This is a genomic window from Saccharibacillus sp. O23, from assembly GCF_002205895.1.
Taxonomy (GTDB): Bacteria; Bacillota; Bacilli; order Paenibacillales; family Paenibacillaceae; genus Saccharibacillus.
Window position 1 is genome coordinate 23928 of sequence record NZ_NJDE01000016.1, and the last position, 12463, is coordinate 36390.

Genomic DNA, 12463 nt, shown 5'->3' on the forward strand with positions numbered 1-12463 from the left:
CGCGTACCCTTCAATCGGGAAAAGCGACCTCGAACGTCACGCCGCCTTGCTCGTTACGGGCTTCGTATTCGCAGTCGTGAAGTTCCAAGATCCGTTTGACGATTGCAAGGCCCAAGCCGGTGCCGCCGCTTTCCCGATCGCGGGCGGCTTCCGCGCGGAAGAATCGTTCCCAGATTCGGCTCAGATACGCTTCGGGAATCCCCGCGCCGGCATTATGCACGCTGTAGACGCAGCGGCCGCCTTCTTCGCAGACATCGATCTCGATCGTGCTGCCCGGTTCGGCGTGGCGGATCGCGTTGGTCAGCAGATTCAGCACCACCTGTTCGATCTTGCCGACGTCCACGATCACGGTTCGTTCGTTCTGACGGACGATGCGCGCGGCCAATCCTTTTTCCCGCATGCGATAGACCAGTTTCTGAAGCGCTTGCTCCGTCAATTCGCTGAGCAGCACCGGCGACTTGTACAGCTTGACGGCCGGCGAATCCAGACGCAGCAGCTCCAGCATGTCTTGAACGAGACGTTCCATCTTCTCGCTCTCTTCCAAGATCACGCCGATATAATGATCCTGCCTACCTGCTCCGATGCCGTCCCTCATGCCTTCGGCAAATCCGCGCACGATGCTGATCGGCGTCTTGAGTTCGTGCGAAGCATTGGCGAAAAAGTCTTTCTGAAGCTGTTCCAGCTGCTTCTTCTCTTCGATCTCCCGCGTCAGCCGCGCGTTCGTGTCGCTTAACTCTTCCAACGTCGCGCCGAGCTTGCTCGACAGTTCGAACAAGGTATTGGACAGATTGCCCAATTCGTCGCTGCGATGCGGCGGCTGTTCGCCGGCAAAGTCCAGATTCTTCATATTCTCCGCGCGTTCGTTCAACCGAAGCAGGGGACGGGTCACGATCCGCGAATAGAAGATGGACAGCAGGACGATCAGGATCAGCCCGCCGGCTCCGAGGTACGCGTAGAAAACGCGCAAAGCGCTGTTCGTTTCTTTGATCTCCTGAAGCGAAGTGACCAGAATCAGCAGTTTGATCTCGCCGTCTGCGCCGCGCACGGGTTGGATGCGGATTCCGCTGCGGTTGCCGCTGAACGAATCGATCCATTTCAGCTCGACCGGCTTCATCTGCTCGAGCGTCTCCCTGTAAGAATCGGACAACGGGAAAAATTCGTCGAGCACCAGATACAGCAGTCCCATGCGGCGGCTCAGCTTGCTGGTATCGGGAAGCTGCTTGGTCAGCAGCGTTCCCGTGATCGCCTGCGCTTCGTTCTGAGCGCCTCGCTCCCCGGCTTCTCTGCCGCCTTCTGCCGCATCGGCCGCCCCGAGGTAGAACGCATAAAACGTTTTGGCGTCGCCGCCTTCTCCGAATTCGCCGTACAACCGAACCGACTCGCCGGCCGACAATTTGAGCCGTTCCAGTTCGCTGCGGTAAGCCACCACCAGATAAAACAAAGAGACGTCGAGCACCTGCCCGTCCGAACGGACGACTTGAATCCGAAACGGATCGTTGGCCATGTTGTTGCCGTCGAAATCGGTCAGCGCCGCGTTCACGTCATCCCGGCGAAGACGAGTCAAAAACGAAGAGTCTCCCTGCTCGAAACGCGCCGGATCTTCTTCGTACCAAGCGGCCAGCTCTTCGGCTCCCCGCTCCAACTTCGTCATTTTCCGATGTTCGTAAAATTGAGGAAAGACCAGAATCTGACCCGCCAACACGATCGCGTAAAACAACATGAAGATCGCGGCGGTGACCAGAAACAGACGGGCGGTGATGCCGGTTCGCCGCCTCTTGCCGCCGCTTCGCTTGGTCATGACGGTTCCTCATAGGCATAGCCGACGCCGAACACGGTACGGATGCAATCGGACGCAGGCCCCATCTTGCTCCGCAGCTTCTTGATATGCGTATCCACGACCCTGACGTCTCCTTCGTATTCCGTGCCCCAGACATAACCGAGAAGCGTATCCCGCGACAGCACGATCCCCCGGTTGCGCAGCAGCAATTGCAGAATCCCCAACTCTTTGGGAGTCAGATCGCAGATCTCGCCGCCGTGTTCTACCCGGCGATTCCGCACGTTCAACACGGCGCCGAATCCGAGCGGAATTTCTCCGGCCGATACGAGGCGTCCTTCGACCCGGCGCATCAGCACTTCCGCTTTGGACACCAGCACTTTCGGACTGAAAGGCTTGGTCATATAGTCGTCCGCTCCCAGCTCGTATCCTTCGATCTCCCGCTCGTCGCCGGATACCGCCGTCAAAATGATCACGGGCACATCCGATCGTCTGCGAATCTTGCGGCACAGCTCCCATCCGTCCATCTCCGGCATCATCAGGTCGAGGATCACCAGATCCGGCGTCTCCGTCTCGAATACGTACAATCCTTCCGCGCCGTCCGCGGCTTGGCAGACCTGCCACTGCTGCGCGGCAAAATAATCCGCGATCAGCTCCCGGATTCGGCGTTCGTCTTCGACGACCAACACTTTTTTGGACATGCTTGTTCTCCTCCTTGCTCCGCCGCATTATCCGGCTTCTGCTTCCATATCGCGATCCGTTCGCCTACCCGCAAACGATCTTCTTCCTGTAACGTTTCGCTCCACTCGATCCGCTCTCGCTCGAACAGGCAGACCACCGTCGACCCGAACGAAAAATAGCCGACTTCTTCGCCTTTTCGCCAAAAAGAACGCGGATTGTTAAGCTCGATCGAATTGACGTTCAACGCGCCCACCGCCACCATAAGCAGGCTCGAGCTTCGCCGCCGAATCTCGAATACGATCCGATGGTTCAACGCCAGCAGGCGGCCTCCGTACCGCCAACCGGCCGCGTTCACCGGCAGCGAACGGCGTCCTAACTCCGCGATCTGACGTCCTTCGCCGGATGCCGGGCTGTGAAAATGATGATACTCCGCGGGACTGAGATACAAAATGATGAATTTGCCTCCCGCGAAGCCCGAATAGCCCAGCTTCATCGAGGTCAACTCTTCGAACGAATACCGTTTCCCTTTGACTTCGAACGTGCAATCGTCCGCGATGTCTCCGAACGTCTGCACGTAACCGTCCACCGGGCTGACCACCGCTGCCGGATCGGGATCGGCCGGCCGCAGATCCGGATGAATATCGCGCACGAAAAAATCGGTCAGCGAGCGGTAACTTTTGAGCGGCCGACCGATTTCGCTCGTATCGATGCCGTATGCCCGAACGAAAAGCGGAATCAAAATCCGGCTGAACGCCGAATCGCAGAAACGCTTCAAGCTCCGGCTGCATACGCGGCTGCCCAAGACTCGCATGACGGAACCGTAAGCTTGTTGGCGATACCGTTCCGTTCTTCCTTCAATAACTCGCATGTCCCAGTATCCTTCCCGCGAAGATAAAAATCAAACACCAAATCAGCGCGCCGATCGAAGCGAATACGCCGTAGCGGCGAAGCGGCATCCGACCGATTCCGCACAGATAACAGGTGACATGCCGAAATCCGGGGATAAAATAACCGATCACGATCGACAACGGCCCGTATCTGCCCATCCATCCTTCCACTTTGGCGATTCGGTGCGGTTTGAGGCCGACCCATTTACCGTAGCGGTCCAGCAGCGGTCTTCCGGCTTTGCGTCCGATCGCGTAGCTGATCATCATGCCGCTCATGGCTCCGGCGAAGCTGAACAGAATCGCGTAAGGCAGCTTCATCGTGCCGATCAAGGTCAGATAGCCTACGGCCGTCATCAACAGCTCGTCCGGCACGGGCAGTCCCACGATGCCGAGCGTCAACAGACCGTAGATCGCTCCGTACCCGTAGTCTCCGAGAAAACGAAGCACCGTATCCATCAGCAGTCCTCCGCCGGTTCGGGTTTGGCTTTTTTGAAAGCGGGAAAATTCAGACGGCTCACCATGAGAACCGCGATGCCCAAGAGGCAGAACGCGGCCAGCGGCGCAGGTCCGGCCAGATCGGTCAAGATCAAAGCCAGCACGGCCGCAAGCGGCGTCGGCATACCGACGAATCCGGCGAGACTGCTCTGCGAGACGTTGAAGCGGGCAAGCCGCAGCGCGCAGCAGCATACGTATACGATGCAGCAAGCCGCCCCCAATACGCGGACTTCATGCAGCGAAGAAGCATAGATCAGCAGCGCGGGCGCGATACCGAACGTCACGAGATCCGCCAACGAATCCAATTCCCGCCCCAGCGCGGAAACCGCATCCAATCTTCGCGCGCAGTAGCCGTCGAAGAAATCGCAGATCAACCCTGCGACGATCAACAGAACGGCCGCCTCCGGCTCTCCTTTGAACGTAAAAACGACGGCCAGAAAACCAAGCAGCAAATTCGCCAGCGTCAGCGCCGACGGTATCATTTTTCTCATTGCGATCATCCCGGTCACTCCCTTTTGTTTCGATCCGTTCTTATCGGGAAGTGTACCCGGAAGTTATGTGTTTTTTGTGTGGGTTACTTGGCTTCGGCGATCACCGTACGATCGCGTCCGGCGTTTTTGGCTTGGTAGAGCGCGAGGTCGGCTTGGTGGAACAGGTCTTTGGCGCTTTCTTCGCCGCGATAAGCCGCCAGTCCCAGCGAGACGGTAACCGTCTGCGGGATCGGCATCGGAGCCGTCCCGACGACGACGCGAATACGTTCGGCCACGGCAAACGCTTCGTTCTCCCGCAGGTCGGAAAGCAACAGCACGAATTCTTCGCCTCCGTAGCGGAAACAGTGTCCGTGGACGCCGACCTGTTCGTTCAGGATCGCGCCGAGCCGCTTAAGCACTTCGTCTCCCTGTTGATGCCCGTACGTATCGTTGATCGGCTTGAACCGGTCGACATCGACGAATACGACCGCGAAGGTTCTGCGCTGCCGCATCCACTCTTCGGTCATATGCTCCAGCGTCCGGCGGTTCAGCAGTCCCGTAAGCGGATCGTGATTGGCTTCCTTCAGCAGATCGGCTTCCGTTTGCCGCGTATTCGTCTCGGCCAACAGAATCGCTTTCTTCAGCATGACCGCTTCGTAATTCCAGCGTCCGCCTTCCAGCTTAACGTCCTGTTCCTTGCGATTGGCCATATTGTCGGTATAACGCGCAAGCGCGTGCAGCGGTCTCGACAAGCGGTTCGAGATGAAGAAAACCAAGAGCAGGGACAGCAGCACGGAAGGAATCAGATAAACGGTCGTATCCAGAATCGACTGCCGCGCGAACGCGTTGACGTTCTCGGTCGGCGTCTGAAAGATCACGCTCCATCCCGTCTGCGAAATCGGCGCGTAGCCGGCCAAGTATCGCTCTCCGTTCTGCTGGCTGGTTCGTTTCGATCCGGTACCGCCCGAAGCAAACACGCTGATATCGGGACATTCGTTTGCCCGCAGGCCGATCAGCTTCTCGTTCGGATGATAGAGATAGCGTCCGTCGTTGTCGATCACGTAGAAGTAAGACCCGTCGGCTTTCTGATTCTGGGTTCCGAGAATTTCCCGAAGGCGATTCGCTTCCTTCAGGTAGATCGAGCCGACGATGATTCCTTTGTAAGTCCCGTCGCGCGAAAACAAAGGTTGGCTGGCGGTAAACAAATAGCGTCCGGTCGGCCCGTTGTAAGGCGGCGTCAACAGAGGAATCTTGGCAGACAACAAATTCAATACTTCCGGAGTCTTGATCTTGGTCCCTACCAGTCCCAGATCGTAAGGAACGTTATAATCCACGACGGCATCCGGTCCGATCACGACGACGGAATTAAAAAAGCGACTCGAGTCGCCGAACAGTTCCAGATCCTTCTGAATCGTGTCGGGCGACAGGTCGCCGGAAGACAAAACGGCGGCCAATTGCCGCAGCGACCCTTGAATCGAAGAAACGGCGGTCCCGGCGACCCTCGCCAATTCTCCGGCCTGATATTCGTTCAACGTCAAGGTCTGCATCTCCAACGCTTTTCTATCGTTGTTGTAACCGACCCATGACCCGATCGCCGTCGAAGACAGCAAAATAAACGTGCACAACATCCCGATAACGGTCGACAATTTGATTCCCTGTATCGCTATTTTTGGCACTTTTCTCATTCGCTTCATGCTCCTCGGAAATAATCGCGATATAATCAGATCGGAATCTGACAGACCGTATCTTATATATCGGAGCAGACCGCGGTTTTTGCAAGGTTGCTTGACCGCAAACGGGGCATTTCCGCACTGATTTTCGGTTAATATGTCGAAAGTAATCGAACTGCGGAGTATCTGCGGAGATATTTCGGCAAGCGATCGATTTCCGGCGAAAAGACTGACAAACTATTGTCAGTCTTCTTCTTGTAAGATGTAGAAGAAGATATCGGGGTACGAAAAGATCGCAAGGAGGAATAGGACATGGAGATCAAGCCTTTGCTGACGGAAGTAACTACGAGGGCAGAGTTAAGGCGCTGGCTGGATGCCAACGCCTTGTCCGCTGCTTGCTGTTGGGTGAACGTCGCGATGAAACCGACTCCCGGGACGCTTCTGTATCTCGACGCCGTCGAAGAATGTCTGTGTTTCGGTTGGATCGACGGGATCAAAAAGAAACAAGCGGACGGTACGGTCGCGCAGCGGTTGTCTCCGAGAAGCCGCAATTCTTCATGGACGGAGCTGAACAAGCAGCGGGCGCTGCGTCTCGAACGGCTGGGCTTGATGCAGGAGTCGGGACGGCGCGTTTATCCGCGAAAAGGATTGGATTCGTTCGCGATCGACGAAGAGATCGAACGGCGCATGCAGGAAGAGCCTCAAGTATACGCGAATTTTTTGGCCATGCCCGAAACGTACCGCCGCATCCGGATCGACACGATTCAGAGCTGCCGCAAACAGCCCGAGCAGTATGCCGCCAGGCTGGAGAAATGGATCGCGAATACCCGAGCGAATCGGATGTACGGGCTATGGAACGACGACGGAAGGCTTCAATGACAGCAAGCGCAGGAATCGTAACCGTATCCGCCCTGCCAATAGGCGTTTTCTTCATGAATCAGGCCTTCAAGCAAACCGTGAAGTACCGGCTCTTCCACCGGCTTCAGCAGATAGTCGCGGCCGCCGAGCTGGATCGCTTTTTTGATATCGTGGAAGCTCTTGAATTCCGAGACGGCAATCCAACAGTTGCGGGCGAACAATTGCTTATGCGCTTCTACGAAAGCCAGTCCGTTCATCTCGTGCATATGGATTTCGGAGAACACGATGTTCATGTATGCCGACCGCATTAACCGAAGCGCTTCTCTGGGCGACGAGGCTTCAAAAATCGTGCATGAAGGTTCGCATTGATAAACGGTTTTTCTGACCGTCTCGGTTACGCAACGGTCGTCGGCGATAATCAAAATATTCATCTCTGTCACACTCCTGCTGCTTACGCTAAAGGTGATGAAGCGGCGTTCGGGAAACGCGAATTCCAAATTCGACGTATCGAAATTGTACAATAAAAAGAAAGCATCCGCTCCGAAAATCGGGTATTATACTATCAATATCGTATTTTTGTGGAGAGGGATGCTATGGACCGAGATCTTGAAATTTTCTCCGATTTTTCCGAACGCCTCAAATATAATGTGCCGGATCTCCCGATATGCGCCTACAAAGACGCGCCGCGTACCCGAGATGCCCGGGCTTTCGCTTACCATTGGCATGCGGATCTGGAGTTTATGTTGATGCTCGACGGCGCGATGACTTATTATGTCAACGGTCAAGCGGTTCCGGTGACCGGCGGTATGGGAATCTTCGTGAATTCGAAGCGGCTGCACCGGGGAATCGCCGGAGCCGTGGACAGCTACTCTTACATTCTGGCGACCGTTCATCCTTCTCTGCTGGGCGAGACTTCTCCGGCGGCCAAAGCTTATTCGGATCGCAAGTTCGGTCTGGAAGCGGAGGATTACCTGCTGCTGTCTCCGGACGTTTCTTGGCAACGGGAGATATTGGACGAGATCGTGGCGCTTCACGAACAGATGGAACGCGATCCCGATAATCCGCTTCACTTATTGACGCGAGCTTCTTCTCTATGCGCGCTTGCGGCCGAACGGCTCGAAGAAAGCCCGGCCGATTCCGGAAGCAGCGATCAGATGGCGATCATCCACGAGATGACCGGCTATATTCATCAGCGGTACGAGTCCAAGCTCACCGTCGACGAGATCGCGGCGGCCGGTTCGGTCTGCCGAAGCCGCTGCTGCCAATTGTTCAAGCAGCATCTGCATCTGACGCCGAACAATTACTTGATTCAATACCGGATTCAGAAAAGCTGCGAGATGCTCAAAGAAACCAACCGGCCCGTCTCGGAAATCGCGTTGGCGTGCGGATTCCAATCGGCCAGTTATTTCGCGCACGTCTTCCATAAACATCTCGGCGAGACGCCGCAGGATTTCCGGCGCAAATCAGCCGCGTAAGCGCGCCTGCGCCTTGTCGAACAGCGAAAGCTTGCGTTTGCGGTCGGTCTCGCCTTCGGCAGGCCGGACGAATACGTCTATCGCGCCTTTCGGGATCGCTTTGCGGTCGAAAGCCGATTCCAATACCCCGAAAGCTGCCGCTTCGTACAACCGTTCTGTTTCCGCGCGGGAAAGCGGCTCGCCGCTTGCGATTTTCGTACGCGCTTCGAACGACAGTGATTCTTTGCGGAACGCTTTTTCGGACAGCAGAGGTTCTTGGGCGGCGAAACGCCGGATGCGTTCGTGCTGCTCCGTGGTGATCTTGTCTTCTTTGAGCAGCGCGATCACGACGCTCGACATGGCCGCGATCGGACGTTCCCGATAATGATGCAGAATGTCCGACAGCAGCTCTTCGTCGATCTTCGGCTGCTCGTCGATTTTTCCCCGAAAATGATTCCATAACTCATGTTCGTCTTCGAATCGCATGATTCTTCGCCTCTCTTTCCCGATCTCTTGCACAAAAAAGAACCGGCGTCTTCAGCCGGTTCTTCTTCTGCTCTTCCTGTACCGTCAAGCTTCGATCATAAAGCCTGATCGTCCACGCTGTCCAGCCAAGCTTCGATCTGCTTCATCACCGACGATACGCACCCGTCTTCGAACGGCGAGATCAGACCGGCTTCGCGAACCAGTCCGGTAAAAGACAGACTTCCGCCTAGACCGCACAGATGCACGTAATCGAGCCATGCCGCTTCGCGGTCTTCTCTCGAACGTTTCCAGAACTGGAAGGCGCAGATCTGGGCCAACGTGTAATCGATATAATAGAACGGCGTATTGAAGATATGGCCCTGCTTGTGCCAGAAGCCTCCCCGTTCCAGATAGTCGCTGCCTTCGTAATTCAGATGCGGCAGATATTTCTTCTCGATCTCTCTCCAAGCGCTTTTGCGCTCTTGCGGAGTCGCGTCCGGATTCGCGTACACGAAATGCTGGAATTCGTCGACCGATACGCCGTACGGAATAAATTGCAGCGCCGAAGCCAGATGATCGAACTTGTATTTGTCCGTATCTTCTTCGAAAAACTTCTCCATCCACGGCCACGCGAAGAACTCCATGCTCATCGAGTGGATCTCGGCGGATTCCGACGTCGGGAACAGATAGGCGTTATGTTCGACATGACGGCTGCTGTACGCTTGGAAAGCATGTCCCGCTTCATGCGTCAGCACGTCGATATCGGCGGACGTTCCGTTGAAGTTGGAAAAAATGAACGGCGCTCCGTAATCCGGCAGATAGGTGCAGTAACCGCCGCTTTCTTTGCCTTTGCGGCTGAGCAGATCGAGCAGATCGCGATCCAGCAAAAAGCGGAAAAACTCGTCCGTCTCCGGCGACATCTCGCGGTACATCGTTTCGCCGTTCTTGACGATCCAATCCGGATCGCCTTTGGGCGCCGCGTTGCCGCTCTTGAACGCGAATCCGTTATCGTAATAGCGCAGCGTATCGACGCCGATCCGCTGCTGTTGACGTTCGCGAAGACGGGTCGCCGCCGGCACGATCTCTTCCTGCACCTGTTTGCGGAAATTCGCGACCATTCCGGCATCGTAATCGGTGCGTTTCATGCGATCGTAACCCATCTCGACGAAGCTTGGATAACCGAGTTTTTTCGCCATTGCGGTCCGAACCTTAACGAGCTCGTCATAGATGCGGTCGAAGTCGGCTTCGTGCTCCGCCATGAATCCGTAGCGGGCTTCGGACGCCCGGCGGCGCATGTCACGATCGGTCGACAGCTCGAACGGCAGCAGCTGCGACAGCGTGCGCTCTTCGCCTTCGAACGGAATTTTCGCCGACGCGATCAGACGCGAATATTCCGTCGTCAGTTTATTTTCGAGCTGAAGTTCTTCGATGATCGCCGGACTGAACGAACGGAGATTGCAATCGGCGAGTTCGAACAATTGGCGGCCCCATTTCGCTTCCAGCTCGCTTCGCAGCGGGGAATCGACCAACAGCCGCAAATAGGCGTTCTCGAATTCCAGCATGAACGGGATATTTTCGTCCATGAACGCTTTTTCCGCCTGATAGAAAGCATCGGTCGTATCGACCGAATAACGGATGGTGACCAGCGTGACTTGCGTCGCCAGATTGCCGTATAACTCGTTGTATTCGCGGTTCGCCGCTTCGGCTTCCTGCACATTCGCGGCCGATTCGAATCGGGCCAACACTTCTTTGAAACGGCGCGAATACTCTTGGACGTCGGGCCGGGTATACGGATATTCCTTGAAAGTTAAGGTCATCACAAACACTCCTTTTCGGGGAAGTCGATACGGAAACGCGGTGATGCGGCATTTTTGTAAAAAAGCCTCCGTTTCTGTCGAGAAAACGGAGGCTTGGCTTGTCGGAAATGCCTAAACGCGAAAGAACTTCATCATACGTAACTTACAGCGCTTTGTCGTCCACGCTGTTCAGCCATTCTTCGATCGTGCCGATCACCGAAGCGACGCAGCCGTCTTCGAACGGCGAGATCAGACCGGCTTCTTTGACCAGACCGACGAACGATTGCGTGCCGCCGAGACCGCAGAGGTGGATATAATCTTTCCAAGCATCCGCGAAATCTTCTCTCGAACGTTTCCAGAATTGGAACGCGCACAATTGAGCCAGCGTGTAATCGATGTAGTAGAACGGCGCGCCGAAGATGTGGCCCTGCTTCTGCCAGAAACCGCCGCGCTCCAGATAGTCGTTGCCTTCGTAGTTCAAGTGCGGCAGGTACTTCTTCTCGATGTCTCTCCAAGCCGTCTTGCGCTCGTCCGGCGTCGCGTCCGGATTCGCGTACACGAAGTGCTGGAATTCGTCGACCGATACGCCGTAAGGGATAAACAGCAGGCTCGAAGCCAGATGGTCGAACCGGTATTTGTCCGTGTCTTCCTTGAAGAACTTCTCCATCCACGGCCAAGTGAAGAACTCCATGCTCATGGAATGGATCTCGGCGGACTCGTAAGTCGGCCACAGGTATTCCGGCACTTCGTGTCCGCGGCTGGAATAGACTTGGAACGCGTGTCCCGCTTCGTGCGTCAAGACGTCGATATCGCCCGACGTTCCGTTGAAGTTCGAGAAGATGAACGGCGCTTTGTAGTCCGGCAGGTACGTGCAGTAGCCGCCGCCCGCTTTGCCTTTTTTGCTCACGAGGTCCATCAGGTCGTTCTTCAGCATGAATTGGAAGAACTCGTCCGTTTCCGGCGCCAGCTCTTTGTACATCTCTTCGCCGTTCTTCACGATCCATTCCGGATCGCCTTTCGGCGTCGCGTTGCCCGTCTTGAAGCTGAAGCCGTTATCGTAATAACGCAGCGTATCGACGCCGATCCGCTCTTCTTGGCGCTTGCGCAGACGGGTCGCCGCCGGCACGATCTCTTCTTGCACTTGCTTGCGGAAGTTCGCGACCATCTCGGCGTTGTAGTCGGTGCGCATCATGCGGTCGTAACCCATTTCGACGAAGCTCGGATAGCCGAGTTTTTTCGCCATTTTCGTCCGGACTTTGACCAGCTCGTCGTAGATGCGGTCAAGCTCCGGTTCTTTTTCGTTCAGGAAACCGAAACGGGCTTCGGAAGCGCGTTTGCGCATATCGCGGTCCGTCGACAGCTCGAACGGAAGCAATTGCGGCAGCGTGCGTTCTTCGCCTTCGAACGGAATCTTCGCCGAAGCGATCAACTGGTCGTATTCGGTCGAGAGTTTGTTCTCGAGCTGAAGGTCTTCGATGATCTCCGGGCTGAACGTGCGGATCGCGCTTTCGGCCAGAGCGAACAACTGGGTTCCCCATTTGCTTTCGAGTTCTCCGCGGAACTTCGACGTCGTCAGCGCGCGATAATAATCCGATATGTACTCTTGGACCACCGGGCCGACTTCGTCCATGAATTCTTGTTCGGTCTTGTAAAACTCGTCGGTCGTGTCGATCGAGTGGCGGATGCTGACGAGCTGATGTTGCGTGTCGAAGCTGTTGCGCAGGGTATTGATCTCGTGCATCACGGATTCCTGTTCGGCCGCGCTTCCCGCCGCTTCGAACTTGGCGATCAGGTCCTTGAAATTAATCTTCAACTGGTCAATATTAGGGCGTACGTAATCGAATTGCTGAAAAGTCGTCAAGGCTGTGTTCCTCCTCTAATCTCATAGATTCTTTTCCCAGTATAACGATTTC

The 12463-nt window shown here is 55.7% G+C and carries 12 protein-coding genes; 2 read left to right on the top strand and 10 right to left on the bottom strand.

Annotated elements, in window-relative coordinates:
• Positions 1–10: 10 nt before the first annotated feature.
• The 6 genes from CDO73_RS18810 to CDO73_RS18835 form a co-directional block, all read right to left on the bottom strand.
• A complete protein-coding gene (locus CDO73_RS18810) occupies positions 11–1798 on the bottom strand; it encodes a sensor histidine kinase (protein ID WP_088490070.1) in 1788 nt (595 codons plus the stop codon).
• The gene (locus CDO73_RS18815) at positions 1795–2475 is read right to left on the bottom strand and encodes a response regulator transcription factor (protein ID WP_088490071.1); all 681 of its coding nucleotides are present in this window, start codon (positions 2473–2475) and stop codon (positions 1795–1797) included. The genes CDO73_RS18810 and CDO73_RS18815 overlap by 4 nt, the downstream gene beginning before the upstream one ends.
• Complete coding sequence (gene asd / locus CDO73_RS18820) at positions 2424–3323, bottom strand: archaetidylserine decarboxylase (RefSeq protein WP_088490072.1); 900 nt, start codon at positions 3321–3323, stop codon at positions 2424–2426. Before asd ends, CDO73_RS18815 begins: the two co-directional genes overlap by 52 nt.
• Positions 3310–3798, bottom strand: a complete 489-nt coding sequence (locus tag CDO73_RS18825; RefSeq protein ID WP_088490073.1) for a DedA family protein — start codon at positions 3796–3798, stop codon at positions 3310–3312. The genes asd and CDO73_RS18825 overlap by 14 nt, the downstream gene beginning before the upstream one ends.
• Entirely contained in the window at positions 3798–4328 is a 531-nt protein-coding gene (gene pssA / locus CDO73_RS18830; RefSeq protein WP_179218749.1) for a CDP-diacylglycerol--serine O-phosphatidyltransferase, read from the bottom strand. The genes CDO73_RS18825 and pssA overlap by 1 nt, the downstream gene beginning before the upstream one ends.
• Before the next feature lie 83 nt (positions 4329–4411).
• Entirely contained in the window at positions 4412–5992 is a 1581-nt protein-coding gene (locus tag CDO73_RS18835) for a sensor domain-containing diguanylate cyclase (protein WP_179218750.1), read from the bottom strand.
• Between the two features lie 297 nt (positions 5993–6289).
• Here CDO73_RS18835 and CDO73_RS18840 point away from each other — a divergent pair, with 297 nt between their 5' ends.
• Positions 6290–6856: a YdeI/OmpD-associated family protein gene (locus CDO73_RS18840; protein ID WP_088490076.1), complete on the top strand. Its 567-nt coding sequence runs from the start codon at positions 6290–6292 to the stop codon at positions 6854–6856.
• Here CDO73_RS18840 and CDO73_RS18845 read toward each other — a convergent pair.
• On the bottom strand, positions 6850–7266 hold the full coding sequence (locus CDO73_RS18845; protein ID WP_088490077.1) for a response regulator transcription factor: 417 nt from the start codon (positions 7264–7266) through the stop codon (positions 6850–6852). The genes CDO73_RS18840 and CDO73_RS18845 overlap by 7 nt on opposite strands.
• 162 nt (positions 7267–7428) lie before the next feature.
• Here CDO73_RS18845 and CDO73_RS18850 point away from each other — a divergent pair, with 162 nt between their 5' ends.
• Positions 7429–8310, top strand: coding sequence for a helix-turn-helix transcriptional regulator (locus tag CDO73_RS18850; protein WP_088490078.1), 882 nt, complete (start codon positions 7429–7431; stop codon positions 8308–8310).
• Here CDO73_RS18850 and CDO73_RS18855 read toward each other — a convergent pair.
• The 3 genes from CDO73_RS18855 to CDO73_RS18865 all read right to left on the bottom strand — a co-directional run bounded on the left by CDO73_RS18855 (position 8299) and on the right by CDO73_RS18865 (position 12411).
• Positions 8299–8775, bottom strand: a complete 477-nt coding sequence (locus CDO73_RS18855; RefSeq protein WP_088490079.1) for a hypothetical protein — start codon at positions 8773–8775, stop codon at positions 8299–8301. The genes CDO73_RS18850 and CDO73_RS18855 overlap by 12 nt on opposite strands.
• 95 nt (positions 8776–8870) lie before the next feature.
• Positions 8871–10571: a M3 family oligoendopeptidase gene (locus CDO73_RS18860; protein ID WP_088490080.1), complete on the bottom strand. Its 1701-nt coding sequence runs from the start codon at positions 10569–10571 to the stop codon at positions 8871–8873.
• Positions 10572–10713: 142 nt separating this feature from the next.
• Complete coding sequence (locus CDO73_RS18865; RefSeq protein WP_088490081.1) at positions 10714–12411, bottom strand: M3 family oligoendopeptidase; 1698 nt, start codon at positions 12409–12411, stop codon at positions 10714–10716.
• Positions 12412–12463 lie beyond the last annotated feature (52 nt).

Excerpts from the sequence above, each read along its gene's own strand:
- CDO73_RS18825 (WP_088490073.1), bottom strand. The coding sequence starts at position 3,798 with ATGGATACGGTGCTTCGTTTTCTCGGAGACTACGGGTACGGAGCGATC.
- CDO73_RS18855 (WP_088490079.1), bottom strand. The coding sequence starts at position 8,775 with ATGCGATTCGAAGACGAACATGAGTTATGGAATCATTTTCGGGGAAAA.
- CDO73_RS18835 (WP_179218750.1), bottom strand. The coding sequence starts at position 5,992 with ATGAGAAAAGTGCCAAAAATAGCGATACAGGGAATCAAATTGTCGACC.
- CDO73_RS18850 (WP_088490078.1), top strand. The coding sequence starts at position 7,429 with ATGGACCGAGATCTTGAAATTTTCTCCGATTTTTCCGAACGCCTCAAA.
- asd (WP_088490072.1), bottom strand. The coding sequence starts at position 3,323 with ATGCGAGTTATTGAAGGAAGAACGGAACGGTATCGCCAACAAGCTTAC.
- CDO73_RS18810 (WP_088490070.1), bottom strand. The coding sequence starts at position 1,798 with ATGACCAAGCGAAGCGGCGGCAAGAGGCGGCGAACCGGCATCACCGCC.
- CDO73_RS18840 (WP_088490076.1), top strand. The coding sequence starts at position 6,290 with ATGGAGATCAAGCCTTTGCTGACGGAAGTAACTACGAGGGCAGAGTTA.
- CDO73_RS18845 (WP_088490077.1), bottom strand. The coding sequence starts at position 7,266 with ATGAATATTTTGATTATCGCCGACGACCGTTGCGTAACCGAGACGGTC.
- pssA (WP_179218749.1), bottom strand. The coding sequence starts at position 4,328 with ATGAGAAAAATGATACCGTCGGCGCTGACGCTGGCGAATTTGCTGCTT.
- CDO73_RS18815 (WP_088490071.1), bottom strand. The coding sequence starts at position 2,475 with ATGTCCAAAAAAGTGTTGGTCGTCGAAGACGAACGCCGAATCCGGGAG.
- CDO73_RS18860 (WP_088490080.1), bottom strand. The coding sequence starts at position 10,571 with ATGACCTTAACTTTCAAGGAATATCCGTATACCCGGCCCGACGTCCAA.